Source organism: Ruegeria sp. AB9 (genome assembly GCF_056542585.1).
Genome location: NZ_JBQGAA010000014.1, coordinates 59398 through 85382 on the forward strand (window position 1 = coordinate 59398; position 25985 = coordinate 85382).

Sequence of the window (25985 nt, forward strand, 5' to 3'; positions counted from 1 at the left end):
CTCACCAGATGGGGCTGCCCATTCGGAACGTGACTTTCTGTTCATCACCGTTCTGCTTCTTCAGGTAAGCGATAACTTCATTCCCCGCCTCAAGCGGATCGAATCCGAAGCGGCCCAGAGCTTTGTCTCCGTTCCGGGTCAGATCAACGGGCTGGGCGGTAGCGCCGTTGACCTCGACCAGCGCTGTATCGATATCGGCTGCTCCGACCTGCAGTTCGATTTCGATCAGGGTATCGCGCCTTAGCGGTTCATGCAGGATCAGCTGTGCCACCGCGCCTTTGGCATCAACCGGGTTCACGCGCGACGGAATATAGGCATCCGGATTCACGCGCCAATACACGACGGAAAGAATGCCCAACAGGAGCAGCGGATAGATCCAGCGCAGAACGCCCATCCCGCGCCAGATGCGTCTGAAAGACCCCTCCGCCGAGGTCGCAGGGGCCAGACGGGCCGCGTAGATCAGCGAGCCGGTAAAGGCCAGACCTGTGGCCACGAGCCCCAGCACAATCCAGAGCACCATTGAAAACGCACCGCCCCATAGCCCGTAATGAAGCAGTTCCATCAACAGTTCCAATGTGCCCAGTCCCTTTAGGTCAGCCGGTGTGTGAACGCCAAGAACCTCAAGCGTCAGCGGATCTACGGCGACGGTGCTGCCTCCGCGCAGTTCGGAAAAATCCGGATGCGGGCCGCCGAATTTCAAAGCGCCGCCTTTGCCGCCGGGAATGATCAGGATGTTCGGCTCAAGGCCTGGCAGGGCGTCGCGCGCATTTGCTTCAGCCCGGTCGATAAGGGCCCCGTCAAACCCTTCGGGCAGGGCGGTTTCACGCGGCGCAGGGGGTGGGAATTTCAGCCTTTCCGCTTCGATCCCCAAACCGCCCAGCAGGAAATAAAAACTGGTTATGGCAATCACAAGAACCAGCGGCAGTGTCCACAAGGCCGTCAGCCGGTGGGCGCCCCCAGCCCATGACCGGAACCCGCCCGTGCTGCTGGGCCATCTGAAGAACCCTTTCCAGAAACGTCGGTAGGTGATCAACCCGCTGACCATCTGAAACAGCAGTAGGATCGACGTTGCGCTGAACAGGATGAACACGATTCTATTGTCGGTCAGAAACGTATCATGAAGGCCCGCAAGAATGCTGGCGAACCCCGGGTCGCCTGTCTCATAAACGACGGCGCCTGTGGTGGGGTCTGTCCAGTAACTGACGCGTTCTCCCCATCCCGAACGCCCGAACGTACGGTCCACAAACCACGGCGCGGGACGCTTGAGGATCACGAAGGCATCGCCTTCGGGGTGGGCGGTTTTGATACCCTCGTAGATGTCGCCGAAACTTGCCGCGCGCTCTTCTTCAGCGATGGAAGTCCAGATCGCGGGCCGGCCTATGGATTCAAGCTCGAACCCGGCCACAAGCAATGTGCCAGTCAGAAACATGAAAGTGAAAAAGACGGAAAGATATAACCCAACCCAGGTGTGAAGTCGGAATAACTGGTTACGGATTTTACGAGTCATGGGAACGCAATCGGCCAATGGATTCGGGTGATAGTAACGCAATTAATTGGGTCGAAAAGAAGGATGCAAGAACGCAGGCTGCATCCGGTGCCATGCTCCGGGGATTTAGACCGGGTCTGTGGCGACAAGCACACTGCATTCTAAAACTTTCCTGCCGATTGACTGTTGCGCGAATCTGCAATGGCGCAGGATGGTATAAGCGTGACCGAGCCGGCGGTGTGTAACCGGCATTCGTAGATGTTAAGCAAAGAAATGATATGAAAACGATTTCTATTGTCTCGCCATGTTTCAATGAAGAAGACAATGTCGCGGATTGCTACGAAACCGTTAAAGCGATTTTCGACAAGGATCTGCCCGGTTACAGGCGCGAGCATATTTTCATCGACAATGCGTCGACCGACCGGACAGTCGAAATCCTTCGCGACATTGCGAAAAACGATCCCGATGTGAAGGTGGTGGTGAACGCTCGGAATTTCGGCGTATTCCGGTCTGCCTTCAACGGGTTGCGTTATGCCGAAGGGGATGCGGTTATCGTCATTTTGCCGGTAGACCTGCAGGATCCACCCGAAATGATCCCGGAATTCGTCGAGCTTTGGGAAAGCGGATATGACGTCGTCGCCGGCGCGCGCAGCACTCGGGAAGAAGGGTTCATGATGCGCAGGGCTCGTGATATTTTTTATTTTATTGTCAATGGGTTGTCGGATGTATGGCTGGAACCGTCGGTGGGAGAGTTTCAGCTGATCGACCGCAAGGTTCTGAAGGCTGTCCTGTCCCATAACGACCACTATCCGTACATCCGTGGCATCATCGCAAGCTGCGGGTTCCGCAGGATTATCGTGCCTTATGTCTGGCGGGCTCGGAAAAGAGGCTTGTCCAAACACAGCCTGATGGCGCTGACCGATCAGGCGCTGAATGCCATTTTCTCATTCACGCGCGCACCGATGCGGTTCTGTACATTCAGCGGGTTGGCGATTGCCGCAAGCTGTATTCTGTTTTCCCTGTTTGCCGTGCTGATGTATTTTCTTGATCCAAACCAGGCCCCGCGCGGAACCACGACCATCATCGTGGCGCTGTTTTTCCTTTCGGGGATTCAGATGTTGTTCATCGGCATGTTGGGAGAATACATCACTTCGATCCACAATCAGGTCCGAGGCGGCCCGATTGTCACCGAACAGGAACGTATCAACATCGAAGGCCCCGCCCGGGATCCGGCGCTGATCAAAGACGAGCATTCGGCATGAGAGCATGTCTGGTTCCACTGCGGTGTTGCGGTGTTGCGGTGGCGCTTTGGGCATGCGGCGGGCCAGTCTGGGCCGCGGATGCTGCGGTTACAAACGCCACGCTGGCCGAGATGCGTATCTGGTTTGCCGCGATGGCCGCGGCATCGGTGCTTTTGCTGGCTGTGTTCTGGTCTCGCGGGAAATTGCTGTTTGGTCTTTTGGGTGCGGTGGTGCTTTTGGGCAGTGCGGCCAGGTTGTGGCTGACACAGCCGCTTTGGTTTCCCAGGCTCGAAATTTCGGCGGACCCGCCTGAAAACCTGATCATGCTGGCGGTGCTGGCCGCGCAGGCGGGGCTGGCGTTTTTCGTCCTGATGCGCCCTGCCGGGCGAGCGGCAATACGTGGCCTGTTCGCGCAGGCAGGGGGATTGCGCTTGGCCCTGCTGGTGGTGCTGATCGCGGCTTTTAGCGTGTCAGCCACGCCTTACATCAACTATGGCTACTACACCGCCTTCGGGCTGCAGATCGGCGTCGGGGGCGTTTTGTCCCTTGTCCAGATCGCCACGCTGATTGCGGTTTTCACCGTCTCCGGCCCCGATCAGGCCCCGCGCCTGCCGGTGTCCGGTCTGGCCCTTTTTGCGACCCTTGCCAGTGCCGTACTCGCCTGGACAGCCTTTGACCGCGTGCCGCATGTGGAGGATGAGCTGTGCTATCTTTTCCAGGCCCGCATCTTCGCCAGCGGTGCTTTGTGGAGCCCGGCCCCACCCGAGGCCGCCCAGCCTGCGCTGGAGTATTTCCTGCTCGATATCCGGGATGACCGGTGGCTTTCGGTCTTTGCGCCGGGCTGGTCTGCGATCCTGTCCATCGGCGTGCTCATCGGGGCACCCTGGCTGATCAACCCGCTGCTGACCGGGGCCTCGGTCTGGCTGACGCATGACATCCTGCGGCGCACCGTCAGTCAGGAGCGTGCCGATCTGGTCGCCCTGCTGATGGCAACGTCCCCATGGGTTCTGGCCGTGGGCGCGTCTTTGATGGCGCATTCCGCGACAGTTTTCATGATTCTTGTCGGCTTGTGGTGCCTGCTGCGGGCGGGGTCGGGATCAACGCTGCGCAGTGTTGCATTGACCTTTGTTGCGGGTTTGGCCTTAGGCTGGGTTTTTGTAATCCGACCGCTCGACGGGGTGATCGTAGGAGGCTTGGCGGGCCTGTGGCTGCTGCGCCGCCTGCCCACCGGGTTCGGGCAGGTTGCGACCTATGCCGTGGGCGGGGTTCTGTCCGGGTCAGCCTTCCTGCTGTTCAATTATGCCTTCACCGGGCAGATTTTGCTGACGCCGCAGGCGGATTACTTTGTCCGCATCTGGGGGGAAACCGGCAATGCCTTTGGGTTCGGTCCAACCGTCGGGCCGCCCGCGAAAAACTTTGGTGCGCTCGACATGTGGCCCGGTCACAGCCCGCTGGAAGGGCTGATCAACATGCTGCACGGGTTTGCGGCGCTCAATATGGAGCTTCTGGGCTGGGTTTTCGGCTCTCTTATACCGATCTGGGTGGCCTTGCTCTGGCGCAACAGCCTGACAAAGTTCGACTGGGCGATGCTTGTGGTTTTCATGACCATCATCGGCGCGCTGTTCTTTTACTGGTTTATCGGCGGGTTCTATATCGGCCCGCGATACTGGTACACGGCAGCCCTGCCGGTGCTGGTTCTGGCCGGGGCCGGGATTGAAGAGGTCCGCCGCCGCTTGCCGGAAAAATATCACGGCCGTCTGGGTGGCGTTGTCCTACTGTTATGTGCGGTCTCGGTCGTCAGCTTCACCACATGGCGCGGTGTTTCGAAATATCAGGACTACGGCAACTATTCCGGCGATATCAGACGAATGGCGCAGGCCGAAGAGATTGGGAACGCGCTGGTGTTTGTATCCTCGCAACGCAATATCGGGTCCGCGCTTTACCTCAACGATCCGTTCCTGCCGTCCGACAAGCCGATCTTCCTGCGCGATCTGGGGCCCGAGCAGAACGCAGCCGTGATCGCAGCCTTCCCCGGGCGCGAGGTTGTCTATCTGGGAGGCACCGACTAGGCGAAAGGATTATTCGGCGGCGTGCCGGGTATCACCATTCACGAAGTTGCGCCGGAAATCATTGGCAAACATCGTGCGTGTAAACCGCCCCAGCCCCGAGGCGTGTTCGCCAAAGGTTTCGATCCGGGACAACAGGGTGGTTTTCACTCTCGGATCGACCTGGGTCTGGAAATTGCGCGGCTCATCGAACTGGTAATCATGCAATGCGCCTTCATACCCCGAATTCCGCCAGGCCTCGACATCGAAGGACGAACTCCAGACGGGTTCGTGCTCCAGGGTTTCGGAGAACGGTACATGCAGCATCACGGCGCTGTAGTAATTGATGATCGTATCAAGCATCGTGTGCGCTTGGTGGTCATCCTTGTCCAGAAGGTCGCTGATGGCCTGTTTCAGGAAATCAAGCGCCTCGTCCAGCACGATGAACCGGCCAATCATCGAGTATTTGCTGAGCAGATTGCCCCCCAGTTCTCCGCTGATCAGGTCATCATAATTTTCCTGCGCCCAAGCGGCACAATCGTCCCGGGTTTCGAACAGTTCCTGCTGGTTCTCTTCCAGATACCCGGCTACCGCATCCCGGAAAGGCTCGGGGGCCTGATCGAGGATTTCCTGCATGTGTTTGACGATCAGGAAGGGCCGGATGCCGCGGGACCGTGCCAGCCGGAAGGCTTCCTCGAAATTGTCTTCGTAATAGAAGATCGTCAGCAGCAGATGGAAAACACGGGTGTCCAGATAGTCCTGGAACGAGAAATTCTCGGACTGCACCACCATTTCTTCGGTCTCGACCACGGTTGGGCCGGTATATTTGCCCAGGCAACGAGCGACGACCCGGTGCAGGGTTTTGAACCCGAATTTCTCGCGGCTGTCGGGATTGGCCAGCGGTGCGCCATGCAGCAGCATCAACTGGTGTGCAGCCACCCGGCTGACACCGGTTTCGATCAGCTTGTCCACCGCATCCATGAAGGATTCCTTGGTTTCACCCGGCATGCACAGGATCAGTTCGCCATAGGACTGCATGCCCTTTGAATGCAGTTCCTGCTGGACCTCGGCATAGGTATCCAGACTGATATTGTCGCGTTTGATGTTCTTCAGAACTTCGGGGTTCAGAGACTGAACCGACGAGGTCATCGGTAACCGGCCCTTGGCCTTGCGCATCACCTTGATGATCCGGTCGCCCCGGTTCTTGCCGGTCGTTGTGCGGATGTATTTGGGCCAGTCGTACCGTTCCATCAGATGGCCCAGATAATCGGCCACCTCTTCATCCTGCACATACATGCCGAAATTGTCGTCGGCAAAACAGAGCGGGCTGGCGTGGTTGATGCGGGCCACGATGTAATCCAGGTCAGCCTTGGTGCGTTCGAACGAATGGCGAAATACCTTCGAGTTCGATTTGACCGCCGAGTTGCAGAACGCACAGGTGAAGGGGCAGCCGCGCGCCAACTGCATCAGTGCAAAAAGCCCGGTGTCGAAGAACTTATCCATCAATCCGGCAAGATAGGGCGAGGGGATTTCGTCCAGATCGCGGATACGGGGCGGTTCGCCCCCCCGCAGGATCTCGCCGCTTTGGGGATGGACGTAAAGCGCGCCATCGATGGCTTCCTCCCACATGCCTTCGCGGCGGGTGCCGACGTCGATGAAACGCTGCAGTGTACTGAGAAAGGCGCGTTCGCCTTCGTAGGTGGGACCGCGCACATGCATGTCGATCTGCGGCATGGTCCGGATCCAGCTGTCCTGCTCGTCTTCGGTCAGCGGAAAGTTGGGGCCACCCATCAGGGTCAGGGTGCCGGGGCTGACCGCTTTGATATAATCGGCGAAAGACAAGGCCAGATGGTGGTTCCAAGAATAACTGGAAAAGCCGATCACGTCTGGGGCGGCGGTGTCGATTGCGGTTCTGAGCTCCTGCGGATCGCGAAATATCTCGACCTCGATCGGCGTTGGACTTTTGGCATAGGCTTTGGCGAAAGTCGCAAGATTCCCGACACCCAGGGGGTAGGTGTCCGATGTTGCGGTGACAAGGTTATGACCAAGATCGGCAAGATAAAGACGCATCGACGATTACCCTTCTGGTACTGATTAATAAATATGCTCCGATATGATGCCACGCCGGACAGACCAGCGGCGGATCAAAAGTGTTTCTATATGCAGTTTCAGGATCACTATATCAGACCTCTGCCTGCCACGGAAATCGCTCGGTGAGTGCCTTTGAAACAAGCACAAAGGCCAGAACGGCAGCCGGCAGGACCACAAGTCCTTGCGCGACGATCGGTGGCAGGCCTGCGATCAGCAGCCCCTCCAACGAGAGGGCGTTGAATATGTAAACCACCCCGTAAGACAGCAGGTAAAGCGGCAGTCTTCCGAACCCTTTAGTGTCGAATACAAGCCGGGCGTGGGTCATGAAATTCCACATTATGCCGACAATGAAGGCCAGGATCAGGGCCACCTGCGGCGGCAGGCCCGCAAGATTCAGAACGCTGAAAAGCGCAAAGCCAAAGGCGGTATTCACCACGCCGACCAGGGCAAAAAGCATAAAGGACTGCTTGCGAAGAACAGGTGCACGTTTCATGCCGGTTCCTTTTTGGCCCCAAGAACCCGGGCCACCCCCGAGACGATATCATGCTGCGGCGTAAATCCGGCCTCGTCCCGCAGCCGGGTCACGTCAGCAGCCAACCGGTCTGGGTCGTCCGGTGCGCGGGTGATTGCGCCCAGCCGGATCAGATCGGGGCGGTGCATCTGGTTTGCGACCTCTGCGATCAGGTCTCGCACCGGGATTGCGGTGCCGCTGGCCACATTGACCGCGCCGGTCACATCGGTTTCCAGCAGGCAGAGCAGCGCGCGGGCCAGATCGTCCACATGTAGGTAATCCCGCTCCTGCAGCCCGTCGGTACAGTCCACCGGCTGACCCGCCCGGAGGTTCGAAATCAGATGGCCAAGCAACCGCCCCGGTGATTCCCCCGGTCCGTAAACAAAAAAGATACGGGCCCAGACCAGCGACAGGCCAAGCGCATCCTGCGCTTTACACAGCGCCAGCCCGGTCCCGGCCTTGGCCGCCCCATACAGGGTGCGGGGCTGCAGGGGGCTGGTTTCGGTCAGTTCCGGCACAGACCAGTCATATTCGGCGCAGCTTCCGGCACAGACCGCGCGTTGCCCACCTGCGCGCGCGAAGCCCTGCACCAGATGCAGCGTGGCTGCCATCCAGTCCAGATTGGCCGCAGACGTCCAGCGGTCGCGTGGCCCGTCATGCCAGGCCAGATGAACCAGATGGCTGGCGCGGGCTGTCTCAAGCGCATTGGTCGTCGCATCGGGGTCCAGCAGATCGCAGGGGATGTTGCTGGCCGTATTCCGGCCCAGCGTGATCACCTCATGCCCCGCTTTGGTCAGAGCCGAGGCCGTCGCGCGCCCGATCAGGCCGGTTGCGCCGGTCAGCAGGACCCGTGCCATCAGCTGATCCGGACCTCGGGCACGGCGGTGGCGAACCGGGTGCCGTGGGCCTTGAGGTCGGCCAGCTGATCCGTGACCTCGTCCCGAATGTTCCAGGGCAGGATCAGCACGTAATTGGGTGGTGCCTCGCGCAGCGCTTCGACCCCGTGCACGGGGATATGGCTGCCGGGCAGCAGGGTGTTCTGCTTGGCCGGATTGCGGTCGACGCAGTAGGAAATCAGATCGGGGCCGATCCCGGCATAGTTCAGCAATGTGTTGCCTTTGGCCGCGGCACCATAGGCGGCGATGGTGTCCCCCCGGGCTTTGGCCTCGCGCAGAAAGGCGAGCAGCCCGTCGCGCAGTGCTTCGACCTGACCGGTGAAATTCATATACCCTTCCGGGCGGTCAAACTGCGCAGCCGCTTCGTCGGCGCGGACCTTGGCCAGACCGGGCCCTTCGGGGTGGCTGGCCCCTTCAAGGCAGGCGAACACCCGCAGCGAACCGCCATGAGTGGGCAGTTCTTCGACGTCGAAGACGCGCAGGCCCGATTTGGCAAAGATCTTCTCGACCGCCAGCAGCGACAGATAGGAATAATGTTCATGGTAGATCGTGTCGAATTGTACTTCGTTGATCAGGTTCAGAAGGTGCGGGAATTCGACCGTATAGACCGCATCACTCGTCAGCAGGGTGGCAATACCGGCGACGAAATCGTTGATATCCGGCACATGCGCCAGAACATTGGCCGAGGCGATCAGCGACGGGGGTTTCTCAGCCGCAGCAACCTTTTGTGCCAGCGCCTCGCCAAAGTAATCGACCAGCGTGCGCACGCCTTTTTCTTCGGCCGCCGCCGCCACGCTGCCGGATGGCTCGATCCCCAGCACTGGGATGCCCTGTTCGACGAAATACTGCAGGAGATACCCGTCATTCGAGGCGATTTCGATCACCAGATCATCCGGCCCGAGATCAAGCCGATCGACCATTTTCTCGGCATAAGCCTTGGCATGGGCCAGCCAGCTATCCGAATAGCTGGAGAAATAGGCGTAGTCGGCATTGAATATTTCATCCGCCGGCACCGCATCTTCGACCTGAACCAGATAGCAATCGTTGCAGACCCAGGCGTGCAGCGGATAGCGCGGACAGGCTGTATTCGCGCGTTCGGGCGGGACGTAGGAGTTGGCCAGCGGCGAAAGCCCCAGATCGACCAGCGTCTGGGTCAGGGCCGCGCCACAGCTCCGGCAGGCGGGGTGTGTCATTGCGGCATCCTCCAGCGCAGATCCTCGCTCAGCGTGCCATTGCGGATATGCTCTTCGAGCGCCTTCAACCGCATCAGTGGCGAGGACCTGAAATCGGCATCTCCAAAACTGATATCGTTCAGCAGTTGCAGCAGATCCCGGATGGTGCCTTCAAGCGTCTGAACCGGCTGATACGCGGGGGCCAGTTGGCTGTAGAGCGAAAAATCGACCTTGTACGACCGGTTGTCGGGCGAGGCATCGGGATTGATCGAATAGCTGGCACCCGGAACCGCATCGGCCACGGCCTGCGCCAGATCGCGGATCTGGTAATTCCAGACATCCGACCCGGCATTGACCGCCAGCCATTGGCCACCGGCCTCTTCGGTCCGGGTGATCGCCCAGTCGATGGCCCGCGCCATGTCGCGTACATCGATCAATGGCCGCCACGGGCTGCCATCGCTCAGCACGGTGATCTTGCCGGCGGTGACCGCGCAGGCGGCAAAGTCGTTCAGCACCAGATCCAGCCGCAGCCGGGGCGACGGCCCGCAGGCGGTGGCAAAGCGCAGCGCGGTGCGCTGCATCCCCGGCGTGTCCATGGATGCCAGTGCGCGCTCGGTGCCGATCTTGCTGCGGGCATAAGCGGTCAGCGGGTTCAGGGGCGCATCCTCGGATCGGGCATCGCCCTCGGCGAAGCCATAGACCGAACAGCTGGAGGCGAACACAAAGTGCGACACCCCCGCCTCGGCGGCCAGATGTGCCGCCTGCACGATAGCGTCCTGATTGATCTCGGTGGTGACGGTTTCAAACCGTGCGCCCATCGGATCGTTCGAGATGGCGGCCAGCGCAACAACCGCGTCGGCCCCCTGAAACAGCGAGGCGTCAATGTCACGAATATCAGCGATGATCTGTTGGTTCAGATAGCGTTCGGGCCAGGCGTCATGCGTGGTCAGCCGGTCCGAGAAGAACCCGGGATCAAGGCCGATCAGATTAGCGTTGGGATAGGATTTCCGCAAGGTCGCAGATACGGCCGGGCCAACATAACCCAGATTGCCAAGCAGTATGATTTTCGGAGCGGAACCCAGCGTCATTCCCAGACCTTCCATGGAGCATTGCCTTCCTGCCAGCGTTCCTCGAGCTGACGACGATCGCGGAGCGTGTCCATCGGCTGCCAGAATCCGTGATGGCGGAAAGCCATCAGGTCGCCCTCGGCGGCCAGTTTTTCCAGCGGATCGCGCTCCCAGATTTCCAGATCTCCATGCAGCAATTCACCGACAGAGGGGTGAAGCACGAAGAACCCACCATTGATAAAGCCGCCGTCGCCGCCCGGCTTTTCGGCGAAACGTTCGATCTGGTCTCCGGCCAGTTCCAGCGCGCCAAAACGCCCCGGCGGCACAACTGCAGTCAGCGTCGCCCGTTTGCCGTGGTTCTTATGAAACGCGACCAACGCACGGATGTCGACATTGCCGACCCCGTCCCCGTAGGTCATGCAAAAGGCCTCTTCATCCTTGAGCAGATGCATGACCCGGCGCAGCCGCCCGCCGGTCTGGCTGTCTTCGCCGGTATCGACCAGCGTCACCCGCCACGGCTCTGATCTGCTGTTTGCAATCTCAAGCTTGCCATTGGCCAGATCGACCGTCACATCCGAATTGTGTAGAAAGAAATTCGCAAAATATTCTTTGATTACATAGCCTTTGTAACCCAGGCAGACGATGAAATCGGTAATTCCATGCGCCGCATATATTTTCATGATGTGCCAGAGGATGGGCCGCTCGCCGATCTCGACCATGGGTTTTGGTATTCTAACGGTTTCTTCGCTGAGCCGGGTGCCCAAACCGCCGGCCAGAATAACGCACTTCATAAAATTGCTCCCTTTGCAATAAGGGGTCAGTCATCAATCGTAAACGACGAACCTTGGCCAGCCATGACCTTGTTCCCGGCAAACATCCAAGCGCAGTAGGCGGAAGCACCATGCCCATGTCAAGATTCACCGGGCAGCGAAGTTCGGGGGTTGGGAATTGCACACGGACTGATCCTGATAAGCGTACAATGCGAGGTATTTGATCGCATTGTTGACGTGAATTTCCGACCGGTGGCGGGACGGATTTTCACCCCTGCCGCTTCTTGGGCGACCCTCTGGGTACCGCAGGGGGAGCACGGCTTTGGGGATCATTCCCGATATGCTTGCCGGGCTGTCGGAAATGTCTTTCCCGCCATCCCCGGCATAGGAAAAATAAACCTTGCATCTCAATCCGTTGAACGGTGTCGATGGATGCCCTGCCAGTGAACCCGCTTATGGATCGGGCAACCCGCCGATATCCGCTTTGGTGGGAAAACTGGCATAGGTTATGCGGTGACTTTTTACGGGGTCATCGGCCCGGCCCGTGCGTCATTTTTTCTGCACGCGCTGGCCGCATGAAAATCCCGCGTTCAATATTTAAGCGGCCTGTGAGGATTTTGTTGTGAATCGATGTTATCCTCTTATAGCTTGATGTTAGTTTTTTTTGAGTACGGGTGTTAGTCATTTGCAAAAAAATACCGTTCCTGTCGTAATTATCGGTGGCGGTCCTGCCGGGTTGACTGCAGCCCACGAGCTTCAGAAACTTAGTGAGACGCATGTTCCCAAGGTCTACGAGGCCTCAGATATGGTCGGCGGCATTTCCCGCACCGAAACCCATAAAGGCTATCGCTTCGATATCGGTGGCCACCGGTTTTTCACAAAAGTGCGCGAAGTCGAGGACATGTGGCATGAGGTGATGGGTGACGATTTCATCACCGTGCAACGCCTGAGCCGCATCTTCTATCGCAACAAATTCTACGATTACCCGCTGCGCATCTTCAACGCCCTTGGCAACATAGGCCCATATGAGACCTATAAGATCATCGGCAGTTTCGTGAAATGGAAGCTGCGTCCCAAACCGCAGGAAGACACTTTTGAAGAATGGGTGATCAACCGCTTTGGCGGGCGGCTCTATATGCATTTCTTCCACAGCTACACCAAAAAGGTCTGGGGCATTCCGCCATCGGAAATCCGGGCCGACTGGGCCGCGCAGCGGATCAAGAACCTGTCCCTGCCCAAGGCGGTCTGGAACGCAATTTCCGGTGCCAATGACACCGCCAGCCTGATTGAGGAATTCCAGTATCCCCGTCTGGGACCCGGCATGATGTGGGAAAAAACCCGCGATCTGATCCGGGAAAGGGGCGGCAGCGTCGAGATGCGGTCCGAAGTGGTGCAGGTGAACCGTGCTGGCAACCGTGTCACGTCGATCGATGTGCGCCATTGGGACGGAAGCGGTAACAAAACGACCGAGCGGGTTGAGGGTGAGGAATTCATCAACTCGATGGCCGTGCGCGATCTGATCCATGCCTTTGATCCGCCCCCGCCGCCCGAGGTTGTCGAGGCCGCCGGCCGTCTGAAATATCGCGATTTTCTGATCGTGACTCTGGTGCTCGATCACGCCGATCCGTTCCCGGATAACTGGATTTACATCCACAGTCCCAAGGTCAAGGTCGGGCGCATCCAGAATTTCCGCGCTTGGTCCAAGGAAATGCTGCCTGACGAAAATACTTCGTCCATCGGGATGGAGTATTTCTGTCAGAAGGGGGACGGGCTGTGGTCGTCTTCCGATGAGGAGCTCAGGGAACTTGCCAGCCACGAACTGGAACGGCTGGGCCTGGCCAAGGCAACGGATGTCATAGACTTTAGCGTGATCCGGCAGCCCAAGGCCTATCCGGTCTATGATGGCGAATACAAGGAAGCGCTGGATACCGTCAGTGATTGGCTGAAGACGCTTGAGAACTTCCAGACCGTCGGCCGCAACGGCCTGCACCGATACAACAACCAGGACCATTCCATGCTGTCCGCCATGTATGCGGCCCGCAATATCATGGGCGAGGAAAACGACGTCTGGGATGTCAATGTCGAACGCTCCTACCACGAGGAATTCGAGGCGAAGTCGAAAAAGAAAACCTCTGATGCAGCTTTTGAGAAAGGAAGCCGTACTCGAATGAGCGGGTGAGCTTCAGGGCTCACCTGAGCAGGCTTTTTATTTTTGGGCACGCAGCCTGCTGCGTTTCGAAACGACGGATTGACCGGAACTGTGAAGCAATTTCGATATCTTGTCTTGCTGGCACTTCTGGCCGGCATTGTCTGGAGTGGGCAGGATATCGCAGGCCTGATTGCGGCAAAGGTCGCGTTTGCAGACGGGCCGTCACCCTATCTCATCGCCGATGATGCGCTGTTTTTGTATGTTTGGGTGCCTCTGGTGGCGGTGTCGGCCTCGGCGCTTATTCTCGCCCCCGGTCTGCTGCTGGCGCTGGGAATTGCCCGGCCCGATGACCGTTTCGAACTTGTCCTGCTAAAAGGATTTACGCTCTCGCTGTTCGGGGTGTCCACGCTTGCGGCCATCGTCCAGGCCCTCAGCGGCATCCAGATGACGGGAACGGCCTTTATCCTGCTGATCGCTCTGCTTTGTCTGCCCGGGATTGCCTTAATTCGGGGAAAGCCTGCGTCGGACATCTTCCGGGGCCGGAGGTTGGATGTGGCTGGCATGGTGCTGCTGCCCCTGCTGGTCTTGCTGTTGCTGACGCCCAAATTCTATTGGGAGGCGCTCAACGATGACGGGGCGCATAGCTTACTGAGCGCGGCCCTGTTCATCACCCGCGGCCTGCCGTTCTGGCCGCCGGAGTCCGGTCCGCTGACCAGCTATCCGAATCCGAAAATGATGACCGAGGTGTTCCTGCAAACCAGCTTCATTCGGGTGTTTGGCGCGTCCGAGGCCGCCCTTCGGTTCGCGTATCTGCCCGGCGTGGCGGTTCTGTTCGGCGTGACGCTGGCCTTTATCCGGGAACCGGATAACCGCACGACCGTGTGGTCCGTTTGCGGACTGGGTGCGGGCTTGCTGCTGTTTTCTTTCGCGATGGCGTTTAACCCATCCTACAACCCGTATTTTGCCGATATCGCCATGCCGATGACGCGCGAGCCGCTTATCCTGCTTGGGGTTCTGGGCTACATCCTGTTCTTTCGCGACGGGAAATTCGGCTGGATGGCGGGTGTTTCGATACTGGCCCTTTGCACGGCACCGAACGGTATCCTGCTGATCGGGTTCTTCCTGATGGCGCATCTGCTTTTGGGCCGGTTCCAGCCCATCAAGCAGGTGATCCTGGGCGGGTTGGTTGCTCTGGCGGTTTTGATGTTGACCTCTTTAACCATGACCGTGTTGGAAAAAACGGGCCTGACAGGTGTTTCCGGCGAATTCAGCACAGGCGCCATTCTGCGGCGTCTGCGCTATGTGACGATATTCGATACACACCGGTTCTTGTTCTGGCTGTTGCCCTGCGGGATTTTACCCGGTCTGGCGCTGTTGGCGTGGCGCTGGCAGGACTCGCTGTCCAGAACGCTGACGCTGATGACGGTGGCCTATGTTCTGTTCTTCTACGTGCAGGCCTATCGCATTCTGCCGCATCATTTCGCCCCGGTGATTGTGTTGCCGCTGATCGTGTTCTGGCGATTGCGCCCGGTTCGGGCTGCCCCGGCTAAGGCATTTGCCCTGGCGCTGGCGGGTCTTGCCTGCGGTGCCTGGCTCAGCTGGCCCGAGACACTGCGCCCCTTTACCGTGACCCGGGATCTGGGGCAGCGCATCGCGATTGAAATCGAATCCGACCCGTTTTTTGACCTTGATGAGATCCGGGTCACGCCTACCCTGATCCGGAATGCTTTCCCCCCGGTCTGGTCTGACGCTGAGTTGCAGAATCAATACGTGGCGGGAAGCGTCTCGGTCTATATCTATGCGCGGGGGCCGGTTCCGGCTGGCGTCACGCCCAACTATTTCGTCCGCATGGAATCCGCGCCTCTGGCGGCGGGTGAAACGGTGCTGGGTGACGCTTTGGACGGCAGAGTTCTGGTGACAAATCATTTGCCCGCCTATGAGGCGGATATTGGCAATGCGGATGCCCCGGTCAGCATTGCGCCTGCGTATCAGGTGCCGCTGGAAACGATTTTCGGTCGCGGCGCTCAAAGCGGTTCGCGCCAGGTCTGGGATGTCGCAAAGCTGTTGGGCGTCAGATAGCCGGACGGCCTATTCCTGACGAAATGTCTCTTCGCGCTCGTCGTAATACAGGACGGGACGGCCCGGAAAGGCTTGGATCACGGCCTCATTCGCGTCGCCCCTCAGATCCTTGGCGTAAACCGGTTTGTCCAGCGGGAACCACGGATCATTGAAAAACAGCGCCGAGGCAAGCTGGCTTCGGAGCGTGACAAGCACAAGCGGCTGGGCCGTGCCTTCGGTTTCCGGCAGCACGACAGAGCGGTAATGATCGTCATAGGTGCGATGATCGTGATATCTTGTGACGCCCCGATAAGACAAAAAGACCGTCACGGAAAACAGACACAGGAAAAGCAGCACGGCGTTCAGCTTACCCGATGCTGACGCAAGGCCGACCGCTTCCAACCGGGTGCCGGTTTCCAGAACCCCTTTGGCGCTTAGCAGCACCAGAGGCGCGATCATCATGAACCAGTATCGGGGCCCCACGTAGAAGCTGGCGACGAACCAATACAAGGCGTGCGCACCGGCGACGACTATGATGATCGCAAGCATCATCCGGTCTGTTGTGTCGATGCGGCCATAGATCAGCAGAACCCAGACAAAGACCAGCGATCCGATCCCCCAGCCCATGAAATCGGTATGCAGCGCGCTGATATTCGTCAGTGTGTTGATCACACCTTCGAACAGGGAATGCTCGTGCGGGCGCAACTCCATATGGCCCCAGCCTTCGGGGGCGCCAATGTTCTGGCCGAAGCCAAAGGCGTTGGAGCCATCAATCCAGACCCGGTGATAATAATCCGACAATGTTGTCAGCAGTGGATCGCCGGTGAAGTAGTAATTGTAGAAAAAGATCAGGCTTCCGGTTGCGATACATCCCGCGCTGTAGCTGATCACGGTCAATGGGTGGCGCAGAACGCCGCCGCGCCACAGCAGGAACAGACCGGTCAGAATGCCAAGCAGCAGGCCATCAAGATTGCGTGTCAGAAACAGCCACCCCAGCGCCAGTCCGGCAACGAAGACGGGCAAAACAGCCCGTTTCAACTCACCTTCTTCGGCGCGCAGGATCAGAAACCACGCCAGCAAAAGCAGGAACAGCGCAAATGTATGCGCCATCAGGGACGCCGACATCGCAATGAACCAGGGGGATGTCGTCAAAATCAGGATGCTGATGCTGGCCGTGCGGTCATTCGTTAATCGTTGCACCACGCCCTGCGCCAGAAAGATGGACGCCGCGCCCAGGATCGGGTTCACCAGCCACGGCGCGCCCAAAAGAACCCCCAGTGCCAGGATCGCAGGCCAGCCGGGCGTGAAGACCGATATCCAACGCCCGTTATGATGGTCGAGCAGGTAATGCTCAAAAGCTGCCCGTGGGCCTTCCGGCAGGGCTGGTACATGCAGGGCACCGCCCGCATAGGTCTGGGCCTGAAACATATAGGCAAGCTCATCCTGAACATGAGGAACCCGTTCAAAGGCGAACCATTCCAGCACCAGCGTCGCGCTCAGAAAGACGGCTGCCATACAGCCAGCCCATCGCCAGCCCGTGGGCAATTTCACCCCTTTGGGCAAGGTGGCGGCGAGCGCGATTACCGTCACCAGATTGATGAGCACAAGGATCAGCCCCGCCACAAGCTGAAGGACATAGACGTCGATTTCGTTCAGGCGCAGATGGTTGAGGATTGGCACGGTGAACGCGCCGCTGAGCAAAAGGAACACAGCGATGCGTTTCGGCCCCAAAGCGCCGATAACCTGCGCGATTTTGGTGCCACCTGAATGTCTGACCAGCACAAAGGCAGAAAGGGCGGCCTGCCCGGCAATGATGGCATACATTGCCATTTCGATGGCCGATCTGGGCGGCAGGCGCAGGGCCGGGTACCAAAGCGGCTGCGTCACATAAAGTTGCGATGCCCCGCCCACAAACAGAACCAGCAGCATCAGGCCCGGCAGTGTCAGATCCCTCAGCGCAAAAAGCGAAAAGATGGCCAGCGACAGCGCCACCATTAGCACCCACCAATGCGCCAGATCGCGAACACCGGACAGGGCACCCTGCGCAGAACCGGCGAAGATCAGCACCGCAGCCAACCCGGCAAAAGCGGCAAGCACAAACCTCAACCGTCGTGACGGTGCGGGTGATGAGTTCATGAAGACGGTCATGCGCGGGAAGGCTGGTTTGATGCGCTGGCGTTTTGGCTGTTCAGGCGCAGAACTGTGTCAATGACCGCCACCAGAAACAGCAGCGCACCGATGGTTGCCAGACGCGAGCTTGGAAAGATTTCGACCCCCTCCACATGGAAGGCCCAGACATCGACAAGGTTCTCTGACCGCCAGATCAGCAAGGCACCAAGCCCGGCAAACAGGGTGCTGACGATCCGCCCCCTGAACAGCAATGCAAGCGGGGCGGCCAGCAGCACAAAGTCATAAATATGCAGCGGGGCCAGCGCGACGATGGCAGCGCTCGCCAACCCGAAAACCTGCCAGCTATGTTCGTCGGCGTCGCTGGCCCGTGTCAGCCGGGTGGGGCCGTAGCACAGCGCCAGAATGATCACGAGCGTGATGACCGTCGCTGCAGAGCTGCCGATGTCAAGGCCCGTAAACTCCCATATGATCAGCCGCAGGCCCGTCATGGATTGCGGCAGGTTGGCGATTGTAAATCCGTCATAGGCGGCCAGATTGCGGAAGAAATCCAGAATGGTGCTGGGGGCGGTGAAAAGCGACGGCAGCGTCAGAAGAACCGAAAGAAGAATGGCCATCAGAACCACTTTCCGGGACTGCGCATCGAACAACAGGTACAACACCACAAAGGGCGCACCGATCTGCGGTTTCAGCAAGACCAGCGTCAGCCCCAGGGCATCGAAGAAGAAGCGCCCGCTGACGCGACCCCAGAGCATCAGGGTAATGCCAAGCCCTGCGATCAGCGTTGTCTGGCCGACAGAAAACAGGATCGCCGTTGCTTCGAGGATGGCCAGAAGAAAGAACAGCACGCTGAAGAGAGGGACATAGATCTGCCCCCCCGTGAACTCGGCAAGCATCTGGCTGCGCTCGGGAAAGGCGGTTGTGAAGGCGCTGGTCAACAAGCCGCACATGGCGATGACAATGCCAAGGCCAAAGATATTCCAGACGACATTTGCCGTGTTCAGGTCCAGTGCACCCAGGGGTGTGGCAAACACCCACCATGTCGGCGGATAGGGCCACAGAAACGGGATATGCCCGACATCAATATTGGCTTCCCCATGCGCCAGATAGGTTGGCCCATAGGGGTTTATGCCTGCATGCCACATATCACCGGCCACCCAGATGAACCGGAAATCATACCCTGCGGGCAGGGCGGACAGTTGCGTGATCTTCAGCAGCAGATAGGCCAGCGCCATGGCGCACATGAGCAGCGAAAGACAAAGGGTGACGCGCCGTGCCAGAACGGGGCTCATGAACAGGCGTCGCGGTGTGCTGTCCGGGGTCATTCCGGGCGAGGCTGTTGCTCTGTCAATTTTGTCCATGAAAAACCGTCACCATTAAACCGCCCCTGTCCGGCGTAAATTACGATCAACCGTGTAACGGGCCTAAAAACACAAGGCCTATCCTAAAGCATGCGGCTCAAAATCAAAGTATTGTCGGCTGCGCCGAGGCAGAAATGCACCGCATTGAGTGCTGCATGCACATTCTGTGGGTTTTCGGGAAATTGTTGCCATGGGCGCGATCAGACCCGCCAGCTACTCAGATCGTGGTCCAGCAGGTGTTCCAGATCCTCGATTTCAGGCAGCAGCCTTTCGCGCAGGATCGCGCGGGCACGGTCCGGCATCTCGACCCCGCGTTTGAGGTTGAACTGCGACAGCCGGTCCCGGATTTTCCAGCGCAACTCCTGCGACATGACGCGGGCGATCATGCCGGTGATCGGGTTGGGTTTCATCAGAAAGTCCTGAAACAGACGGCTGCGCGGCACACCGCCTGCATTGACCCGTGACGACAGATCAGGCCGGAAACCGGTATCGGCCCCGATGAATGCGGTGATGCTGTCCAGGACATCTTCCGGGTCGTTCTGAAAGTCTTCATAGGTGCGGATCAGGAACTGGCTGCGGTCGAACAGGTTGAAATAACGCGACAATTGCTGCGCATAAAGCGGAAAGCGGGAATATCCGAACAGGGGCTGCCAGCCTGCGGCAAGGCGCTCGTCTTCGGCATCCAGCGCTGCGGAAAAATCCTCCAGCGGCTCGATCCGCTGTTTCACCGCATAGAGGTAATGGGACAGGGCCTGATCAATCGGATTGCGCAGGATAACCACCATGCGCACCTGCGGGATGCGGCGATAAATGCGCTCTGGCGCTTTGGGGGCGTAGAGATAAAGCGGGGACGCCTCGCCACAGATTGCGCCCGGCGGGGCATCGGCAAACAGGGCGTGATAATCTTCGATCTGCGTGACCGAGTTGTTGACGTAATCCGCGCCCGGGCCCGCGAAATTCAGCGGCTCCCCTTCAAAAGCGAAGAAATTCGGCTCTTTCGCCGTGGGCATGAAGATGCTCGGGTTTTGCCGCAGATAACTATAGAGCGCCGTCGTCCCGGCCCGTGCGGCCCCCAGGATCAGGAAATCCGGCATCCGTGCCGCATGATCCGTGGCTTCAGTTCCGGGTGACATGGAGTTTCTGCTTCTGCCCTAACACGTGATATTCGAACAGGCACCAGACATAGATGGTGGCCGAATAGACGTAGTAGACCTGATGATATAGCAGGCATTTGAACGCAAACCACGGCCCGCCATGCCCCGCCATCGTGCGCACCAGATCGAAATTGGCGACCAGAGCCGCCGCCAGCAGCAGCAGGGGTAGGGGCCAGACCCCCGGCCAGACCGGCAGGGCCAGTATCGACAGCAGCAACAAGCCCGCAATTGCCGCCCGCGCCCGTTCGGCCATCGAGGTGTTCAGATCATCCGTCAGCCCTTCGCGCGAAATCATCAGCCGGGCCCAGGGCAGGGCGCGGCAATAGATGTCGGTGCTCAGGCTGTTGCGTATGGTCCAGACTTTCAGGTGTTTGCCCTGCAACAGCGGTTCCACAAGGATGCGGTATCCGGCATTGGCGATCCGATAGCCCAGCTCGATATCTTCGATCGAAGGCACCTCATAGGTCTTCACATCGAAGCCGCCGACCTCAAGGAACACATCGCGCCGGATGGCACCGCACCCGGCCCAGAAGGTCCGCGCCTCGCGCCGTGCGCGTTGGTGGTGATAGCGGTGCAGAAGGTTCTTGTAGCGTGAAAACCACGACTGCCCGTCCGGCGCGTCATCGTAAGAACCGAACACCGCCCCGACATTATCCCCGGACATGGCCCGGCAGATATGCTCCGGCCCGTCAGGCCAGGCGATGACGTCGGAATCGACGAACCACAGGATGTCGCCCGTGGCGTGTTCCGCGGCCAGATTGCGCGCCGCGCCGGGTCCGCCATTGACCGGCGTTGTCAGAACCGTCGCCCCCATTTCACGCGCAAGCGCGGCGGTGCCGTCGGGGGATTGATCATCCACAACCAGCACCTGCTGCACCTGACCGGCGTTCAGCATTTCAATCAGGGGCGTCAGGACGCGCGGCAACAGATGCTCGGCCTTGTACGCGGGCATGACGACACTTATGGACAGAGACTGATCCGACATCACAAATCCTTTTTGGCGGCCTGCACCCTTACGACAAGAAGAAAGACTGCGGTAAACGGCAATAACCACATCACGCGCGCGCCATAGCGGTCCGCCGGCTGCGACACGCCACCGCAAACCAGCGCGTTGACTGCAATTCCGATCAGGATGAACAGGGCAAACAGCTTGATGTCCCGTGGCACGCTGCGCGGTATCAGCAACAGAACCACAATGACTGCAAAGGATGCAGCATAGAGGGTGCCGTGCAGAATATCGGCCGCCGCAATCCACCCGCGATCCTTCGACAACAGGCCGCCCTGAATCATATTCACCTGAGAATCTTCCAGCCGGGCAAGATGGCGGGCATTGTCCAGTGCCCGCTCGGTCGGGATTGTCATCCTGACGCTGTCGCGCAGGATTTGGCGATAGCCGTTCTCGACCAGTGCCAGAGACGTGGCGACGGGGCGCGAAAGAAACACCGACTTGGCGAATTCGCGCTGGGAAAGTGCCACATTTTTCTGATCTTCCGCTGACATGAGCCGGAATGACCCAAGCCGGGGGGAGCGTTCGAAAATGATATGCGAGGCTGTCAGCCGGTAGGGGTCATCGGACCACGAAAGCGCTTCGTGCAGGGCGCAGGTCGGGATGTTTTCATCCGGACAAACCTCGTTCAGATAGTCCATGCCCGGCCCGTCGACGATCAGCCGCGCGGTGATATGAGGGGTATAGACGACCTCTTTATCCGTTCTGGTTTCCACGGTGATCTGAAAGGCTTTGCGTTCGGCGACGGCAAGCGCAAGAACCATCACAACCAGCGTCACGGCCCGCCAGCGCCCCGGGCCTTTGACAGTCAGCGCGGCCAGAATGACAAACGGCACCATAAGACCGGCGATGGCCAGATGCGACGGGTGCGAAACGACGGAAAACACAGCCAGGCCCGACATCAGCAGCAGTTCCCAAACCCGCATTGTGCGGCCGAACGCTGTCAGCGCCGCGATGACGATCAGCAGAATGGGCGCGAAGATGTCGGGCATCATATAGGCGATGTAAAAAGGCAATGAGGTGATAGCGGCGGCCAGCAACGGAACCGTGATCATCAGGGTTGTGTTCTGGCCTCCGTCCAGCGACCGGCTGGCCGCCCGTACCAACAGCCATACTGCCAGCAAAACCCCCGCCAGATGAAAGAACGGAATGGCCGTCAGGGCGTTGGCGCGAAAGAACAGGGCCATGACCAGACCGTAGATCAGCGACCGGGAACCGGTTGCTGTACTGTCCTGATCCGCGCGTATCCCGCCCGCCGCGCCGCCGCCTTCGTTCACCATCGGTAGCAAACTGTTCAGCGCCACGTTGCCCTGCCGGATATAGCTGCCGGTGTCATAATAATAGAGAGGACCGCCATTGATCAGCAGCGCTGACAAACAGGCAAGCACGGCCAAGGCAAGCAGCAAAAATGCCCCAACCCTCCAAGATGATTTATCAGAGGGAACAGATACGTTCATATCCGTTCTACAGCGTTCTCCGCTGCCACAGCTATGCGCTGAAAATAAGTAATGGTGGCTTTCAGCCCATCTTCCAGCGCCACCTGTGGTGCCCAGTCCAGTTGTTCCCGGGCGCGGGTGATATCCGGCTGGCGCTGGATCGGGTCGTCCTGAGGCAGCGGGCGCATCTCCAGTTCGGATTTCGACCCGGTCAGGCGGATCACGGTTTCGGCCAGTTTGCGAATGCTCATCTCGACCGGATTGCCCAGATTGATCGGCCCGGTGACGTCCTCGGGGGATTCCATCAGCTTGATCAGCTCGCCGATCAGATCGGACACGAAACAGAAAGACCGGGCCTGGCTGCCATCGCCGTAAATGGTGGTCGGCTCACCGTTCAGGGCCTGCACGATGAAATTGGATACCACGCGCCCGTCATCGGGATGCATGTCGTTGTGGTCAAAATCAGACGCGTTCATCAGCGTTCTCTGCAGTTAAGTCCCGACCGGCATCAGCGCGCATCGGTTTTAAAAACGGCCAGACACTACAAACGAATAAAATACAGAATTCGGCTGCAAAATTGAGTGCCTGTACTCAGTATGTACATCTTGTCCGACGCTACACGAAGTTTTTGGGGTGACGAAGGATAAATATGAAAGCGTTGCGGATTTCATGATTTTTTCCCGCCGGATGCAGCCCTCGGAACCCGCCGCTGACGGGGAGTGCAACAATCCGGGAATCGCGCCGATATTGTTCCGAACCCGTCAAAAGACGCTGCGTTGAACCCGCTGGATTCTCTGAAAGAGGGCGGGCAGGGCCAGTGCCGGGATTTGCAGGCATGAGTGCATTCGATTGCTGCGGGAATCGGCTGGCGGGCCAAGTGCATATAGCGGAAGATCGTTCACCATAGGGAAACAGTGCCCGCCTCAATCGGTTATTGGGACCCTAAAGCCATCTAAGCAAACACAAAAAAACCATATTTTTGATAAAAACGCTCGCATCCAAGTGAGAAAATATGTAGTTGTTAAGTAAGTCTTAACGGGTGCCGTCGAGGGCTGAACTTTTTGCGGTGCACCAAATTAATGAGTTACGAGGGTGGAATTGATGCTTAAATCCTTAAAGACGATGGCGTTCGCTTTGGCAGCCGCCGTGTTGATGACCGGGACTGCAAGCGCCGTAACAACGGTGACAACTGGTGCAGGTCCTTACGACATTACATCCGACAACCTGTTTATCGGGACCGCAACAAGCCCGGGTGGCCCCGGTTCTTACTCGGTGGATTTCTTTTCGCCCGTTGATCCGCTGGGCGGGAAGGCGAACGCGTCGGTTACGATCAATGTGTTTGGCCTGTTCACCGGCCTGACCATGAGCTGGGTCGATACCGCCAACCCCGGCGGTGTGCCATTTGCCACGGCCACGATCCTGGGCAACGGCTTCCAGACGACGCTCAATACGATCTTCAGCAGCGCAAGCACCAGCCTGAACCAGACCCTGGTGTTCTCATGGGCGTCTTCGGCCACTCCGACAAATGGCGGAACGATCGGCTTCGACTTTGATGTGGCTGCGGTTCCGCTGCCTGCTGGCGGTGTACTGCTGCTGACTGCGCTTGGCGGGCTGGGCCTGATGCGCCGCCGCAAAATGATGGCATAAGGGAATCACCCATAACAGATGTTATGTTAAAAGGGCCGGGACACGGCCCTTTTTCATGTCTGGATCAGATTTTGCCACCGGTCGCCTGCCGCAGCATCCAAATCATGCGCGTGCATCTCAACCGGATCAGCGTCACAACGGCCTTCAGGGTCTCGCCCGGTGACGCCAGTTTACGGCTTGTCAGAACTTTGGGGGTATGCACCACCGCACTGGCGGGCATAGCCAAACCGCGCAGCGCCCATCGCAGGCGTGCGGCCAATCCACCGCCGTTCAACTGATAGGCTTCCTGCGTTGTCCGCCGCCATTTGGTCTTGAGCGCGGGCCAGTCCTGCCGGGACGGATGGCTGACCCTGAACCGGTCTTCATAGATCAGAGTATACCCGCGCGACACCGCCCGCATGGTCCATTCCCGATCTTCCGAGACACCGTTGATAAACCCGCCAATCGCGTCGAACACATCGCGCCGGGTCAGCAGATTGCCCGCGCCGGAAAATCCCTGAACCTCGATATATCGGCGGAAGTTGAAGGCAAAAACCGCCTCAAACGCCTCGGCACCGCTGCGTGGCGGTGGGGTTTCGTCAAAGACATCGACCCGCCCCCCGATCAGATCGGCCCGATCTGCAATCCCGCGGCCAACCGTCAGCCAGTCAAACGCGGGCACGCAATCGGCATCGATGAAAAACAACCGCTGCGCCGTGGTTTCAGCCACGCCCCTGTTGCGGGCATGCGCTGCGCCCTTCTGGGTTTCGGTTATGAACCGCACCTCCGGGAAAGCCTGGCTTATCCCGTCCAGCGAAACCGGTGAGGCATTGTCCACCACCACGATTTCAGTGTTGGCGATGTCATTTTCCATCAGCGCCCGCAGGCAGCGCTCGAGCCTGGGAAGATCGTTGTAATGGGGAATTATGACCGCATCTGCCGGACCCGGATCAGTAAGAGCCGTACTCATAACCGAAAGCCTCGCTGATATAGCGGCATTTGGTCAGCACGATGCCCATGACCTTTGTCAGCTCCGCCAACTGCTGTTCGGCCACATCGATATGATCGATGCTGGTTTCCTCGGCCGCACCCAACAGCAGGGCGCAGTCAACGTTCTTGAGAAACCCGTGGCTGTCGTCGCTTGCCATCAGCGGCGGGGTATCGAACAGCATGATATCCGGCTGGTACTCTTCTTCGATCCGTTCCAGCGTTTCGATCATTGCCCGGCTTTGCAAAACCTCGGCCGGATTGCGTGTCGAGGAGTAATTCAGCCCGAAGATGACATTCTGGCCATGGCGCAGCGCATGCTGATGGAACGAGATGTCTCCGTGAATAACATCGGCCATACTATGGTCACCCGCCTGTCGCAGGATCTCGGCCAACCCCATACGCCGCATGTCAAAATCAATGACGACCGTACGCAGGTCCTCCTGCCGTCCCAGACTAAAGGCCAGATTGGCGGCTGCTGTACTTTTGCCACACCCGCTGTAGGGGGAAGTCAGGGCCACACGTCGCCAGCCGTTGGACTGAATCTGCTGCAGCATCTTTGTCCGCAACATGTCATAAGGCGCGGCTTCAGCTCCTCCGTGATAGGCAATCAGGCGATTGCGTGTAATCAGATGTTGGTCAATCTGCAACTCGGGCAGAGCATCCCAGACCCCACCCTGGCTTTCCGATGGAACAGGCTGCTGCTGCGCCTTGGGCAGCTCGGGCGGCTCTGTCTGGCGGCTTGCACGCTCATCGCGGGCCTTGCGAATTGCCTCCTGAAGACGGTCCATTACACCCTATC

Annotated in this window: 20 protein-coding genes; 5 read left to right on the forward strand and 15 right to left on the reverse strand. The window is 58.8% G+C overall.

Annotated elements, in window-relative coordinates:
* Position 1: 1 nt before the first annotated feature.
* The gene (locus ACR0K5_RS20650; protein ID WP_480631426.1) at positions 2-1507 is read right to left on the reverse strand and encodes a PepSY-associated TM helix domain-containing protein; all 1506 of its coding nucleotides are present in this window, start codon (positions 1505-1507) and stop codon (positions 2-4) included.
* Between the two features lie 257 nt (positions 1508-1764).
* Here ACR0K5_RS20650 and ACR0K5_RS20655 point away from each other — a divergent pair, with 257 nt between their 5' ends.
* Both ACR0K5_RS20655 and ACR0K5_RS20660 read left to right on the forward strand, forming a co-directional pair.
* Positions 1765-2748 (forward strand): glycosyltransferase, encoded by a 984-nt coding sequence (locus tag ACR0K5_RS20655; protein ID WP_480631427.1) that lies wholly within the window; start codon positions 1765-1767, stop codon positions 2746-2748.
* Entirely contained in the window at positions 2745-4796 is a 2052-nt protein-coding gene (locus tag ACR0K5_RS20660) for a hypothetical protein (RefSeq protein ID WP_480631428.1), read from the forward strand. The genes ACR0K5_RS20655 and ACR0K5_RS20660 overlap by 4 nt, the downstream gene beginning before the upstream one ends.
* Before the next feature lie 9 nt (positions 4797-4805).
* Here the strand turns inward: ACR0K5_RS20660 and ACR0K5_RS20665 are convergent, their stop codons facing one another.
* The 6 genes from ACR0K5_RS20665 to rfbF all read right to left on the reverse strand — a co-directional run bounded on the left by ACR0K5_RS20665 (position 4806) and on the right by rfbF (position 11300).
* Complete coding sequence (locus tag ACR0K5_RS20665) at positions 4806-6842, reverse strand: B12-binding domain-containing radical SAM protein (protein ID WP_480631429.1); 2037 nt, start codon at positions 6840-6842, stop codon at positions 4806-4808.
* 112 nt (positions 6843-6954) lie between these two features.
* Complete coding sequence (locus ACR0K5_RS20670) at positions 6955-7356, reverse strand: GtrA family protein (protein WP_480631430.1); 402 nt, start codon at positions 7354-7356, stop codon at positions 6955-6957.
* Positions 7353-8231 (reverse strand): NAD-dependent epimerase/dehydratase family protein, encoded by an 879-nt coding sequence (locus tag ACR0K5_RS20675; RefSeq protein ID WP_480631431.1) that lies wholly within the window; start codon positions 8229-8231, stop codon positions 7353-7355. Before ACR0K5_RS20675 ends, ACR0K5_RS20670 begins: the two co-directional genes overlap by 4 nt.
* A complete protein-coding gene (locus ACR0K5_RS20680) occupies positions 8231-9463 on the reverse strand; it encodes a methyltransferase domain-containing protein (RefSeq protein WP_480631432.1) in 1233 nt (410 codons plus the stop codon). The genes ACR0K5_RS20675 and ACR0K5_RS20680 overlap by 1 nt, the downstream gene beginning before the upstream one ends.
* A complete protein-coding gene (locus ACR0K5_RS20685; RefSeq protein WP_480631433.1) occupies positions 9460-10545 on the reverse strand; it encodes an NAD-dependent epimerase/dehydratase family protein in 1086 nt (361 codons plus the stop codon). Before ACR0K5_RS20685 ends, ACR0K5_RS20680 begins: the two co-directional genes overlap by 4 nt.
* Positions 10527-11300: a glucose-1-phosphate cytidylyltransferase gene (rfbF, locus tag ACR0K5_RS20690; RefSeq protein ID WP_480631434.1), complete on the reverse strand. Its 774-nt coding sequence runs from the start codon at positions 11298-11300 to the stop codon at positions 10527-10529. Before rfbF ends, ACR0K5_RS20685 begins: the two co-directional genes overlap by 19 nt.
* A gap of 664 nt (positions 11301-11964) precedes the next feature.
* On the opposite strand from rfbF, the gene ACR0K5_RS20695 reads away from it, so the two are divergent.
* A complete protein-coding gene (locus ACR0K5_RS20695) occupies positions 11965-13458 on the forward strand; it encodes an NAD(P)/FAD-dependent oxidoreductase (protein ID WP_480631435.1) in 1494 nt (497 codons plus the stop codon).
* A gap of 81 nt (positions 13459-13539) precedes the next feature.
* Positions 13540-15507, forward strand: a complete 1968-nt coding sequence (locus tag ACR0K5_RS20700; RefSeq protein WP_480631436.1) for a hypothetical protein — start codon at positions 13540-13542, stop codon at positions 15505-15507.
* 9 nt (positions 15508-15516) lie between these two features.
* Here ACR0K5_RS20700 and ACR0K5_RS20705 read toward each other — a convergent pair whose 3' ends face one another.
* From ACR0K5_RS20705 to ACR0K5_RS20730, 6 genes are all read right to left on the reverse strand, one after another.
* On the reverse strand, positions 15517-17622 hold the full coding sequence (locus tag ACR0K5_RS20705; RefSeq protein ID WP_480631437.1) for a glycosyltransferase family 39 protein: 2106 nt from the start codon (positions 17620-17622) through the stop codon (positions 15517-15519).
* 8 nt (positions 17623-17630) lie between these two features.
* Positions 17631-18974, reverse strand: a complete 1344-nt coding sequence (locus ACR0K5_RS20710) for a glycosyltransferase 87 family protein (RefSeq protein ID WP_480631438.1) — start codon at positions 18972-18974, stop codon at positions 17631-17633.
* A 200-nt stretch (positions 18975-19174) separates the two neighbouring features.
* Positions 19175-20107: a sulfotransferase family protein gene (locus ACR0K5_RS20715; RefSeq protein ID WP_480631439.1), complete on the reverse strand. Its 933-nt coding sequence runs from the start codon at positions 20105-20107 to the stop codon at positions 19175-19177.
* Positions 20091-21113, reverse strand: coding sequence for a glycosyltransferase family 2 protein (locus tag ACR0K5_RS20720; RefSeq protein WP_480631440.1), 1023 nt, complete (start codon positions 21111-21113; stop codon positions 20091-20093). Before ACR0K5_RS20720 ends, ACR0K5_RS20715 begins: the two co-directional genes overlap by 17 nt.
* Positions 21113-22540: a hypothetical protein gene (locus ACR0K5_RS20725; RefSeq protein WP_480631441.1), complete on the reverse strand. Its 1428-nt coding sequence runs from the start codon at positions 22538-22540 to the stop codon at positions 21113-21115. The genes ACR0K5_RS20720 and ACR0K5_RS20725 overlap by 1 nt, the downstream gene beginning before the upstream one ends.
* Before the next feature lie 47 nt (positions 22541-22587).
* Positions 22588-23046 (reverse strand): GDP-mannose 4,6-dehydratase, encoded by a 459-nt coding sequence (locus ACR0K5_RS20730; protein WP_480631442.1) that lies wholly within the window; start codon positions 23044-23046, stop codon positions 22588-22590.
* A gap of 625 nt (positions 23047-23671) precedes the next feature.
* Here ACR0K5_RS20730 and ACR0K5_RS20735 point away from each other — a divergent pair.
* On the forward strand, positions 23672-24217 hold the full coding sequence (locus ACR0K5_RS20735; RefSeq protein ID WP_480631443.1) for a VPLPA-CTERM sorting domain-containing protein: 546 nt from the start codon (positions 23672-23674) through the stop codon (positions 24215-24217).
* A gap of 64 nt (positions 24218-24281) precedes the next feature.
* Here the strand turns inward: ACR0K5_RS20735 and ACR0K5_RS20740 are convergent, their stop codons facing one another.
* On the reverse strand, positions 24282-25166 hold the full coding sequence (locus ACR0K5_RS20740) for a glycosyltransferase family 2 protein (protein ID WP_480631444.1): 885 nt from the start codon (positions 25164-25166) through the stop codon (positions 24282-24284).
* On the reverse strand, positions 25147-25974 hold the full coding sequence (locus ACR0K5_RS20745) for a CpsD/CapB family tyrosine-protein kinase (RefSeq protein ID WP_480631445.1): 828 nt from the start codon (positions 25972-25974) through the stop codon (positions 25147-25149). The genes ACR0K5_RS20740 and ACR0K5_RS20745 overlap by 20 nt, the downstream gene beginning before the upstream one ends.
* Positions 25975-25985: the final 11 nt, after the last annotated feature.

Bases quoted from the DNA above. Each gene is read 5' to 3' on its own strand.
- ACR0K5_RS20650 (WP_480631426.1), bottom strand. From the start codon at position 1,507: ATGACTCGTAAAATCCGTAACCAGTTATTCCGACTTCACACCTGGGTT.
- ACR0K5_RS20655 (WP_480631427.1), top strand. From the start codon at position 1,765: ATGAAAACGATTTCTATTGTCTCGCCATGTTTCAATGAAGAAGACAAT.
- ACR0K5_RS20660 (WP_480631428.1), top strand. From the start codon at position 2,745: ATGAGAGCATGTCTGGTTCCACTGCGGTGTTGCGGTGTTGCGGTGGCG.
- ACR0K5_RS20665 (WP_480631429.1), bottom strand. From the start codon at position 6,842: ATGCGTCTTTATCTTGCCGATCTTGGTCATAACCTTGTCACCGCAACA.
- ACR0K5_RS20670 (WP_480631430.1), bottom strand. From the start codon at position 7,356: ATGAAACGTGCACCTGTTCTTCGCAAGCAGTCCTTTATGCTTTTTGCC.
- ACR0K5_RS20675 (WP_480631431.1), bottom strand. From the start codon at position 8,231: ATGGCACGGGTCCTGCTGACCGGCGCAACCGGCCTGATCGGGCGCGCG.
- ACR0K5_RS20680 (WP_480631432.1), bottom strand. From the start codon at position 9,463: ATGACACACCCCGCCTGCCGGAGCTGTGGCGCGGCCCTGACCCAGACG.
- ACR0K5_RS20685 (WP_480631433.1), bottom strand. From the start codon at position 10,545: ATGGAAGGTCTGGGAATGACGCTGGGTTCCGCTCCGAAAATCATACTG.
- rfbF (WP_480631434.1), bottom strand. From the start codon at position 11,300: ATGAAGTGCGTTATTCTGGCCGGCGGTTTGGGCACCCGGCTCAGCGAA.
- ACR0K5_RS20705 (WP_480631437.1), bottom strand. From the start codon at position 17,622: ATGAACTCATCACCCGCACCGTCACGACGGTTGAGGTTTGTGCTTGCC.
- ACR0K5_RS20710 (WP_480631438.1), bottom strand. From the start codon at position 18,974: ATGGACAAAATTGACAGAGCAACAGCCTCGCCCGGAATGACCCCGGAC.
- ACR0K5_RS20715 (WP_480631439.1), bottom strand. From the start codon at position 20,107: ATGTCACCCGGAACTGAAGCCACGGATCATGCGGCACGGATGCCGGAT.
- ACR0K5_RS20720 (WP_480631440.1), bottom strand. From the start codon at position 21,113: ATGTCGGATCAGTCTCTGTCCATAAGTGTCGTCATGCCCGCGTACAAG.
- ACR0K5_RS20730 (WP_480631442.1), bottom strand. From the start codon at position 23,046: ATGAACGCGTCTGATTTTGACCACAACGACATGCATCCCGATGACGGG.
- ACR0K5_RS20735 (WP_480631443.1), top strand. From the start codon at position 23,672: ATGCTTAAATCCTTAAAGACGATGGCGTTCGCTTTGGCAGCCGCCGTG.
- ACR0K5_RS20740 (WP_480631444.1), bottom strand. From the start codon at position 25,166: ATGAGTACGGCTCTTACTGATCCGGGTCCGGCAGATGCGGTCATAATT.
- ACR0K5_RS20745 (WP_480631445.1), bottom strand. From the start codon at position 25,974: ATGGACCGTCTTCAGGAGGCAATTCGCAAGGCCCGCGATGAGCGTGCA.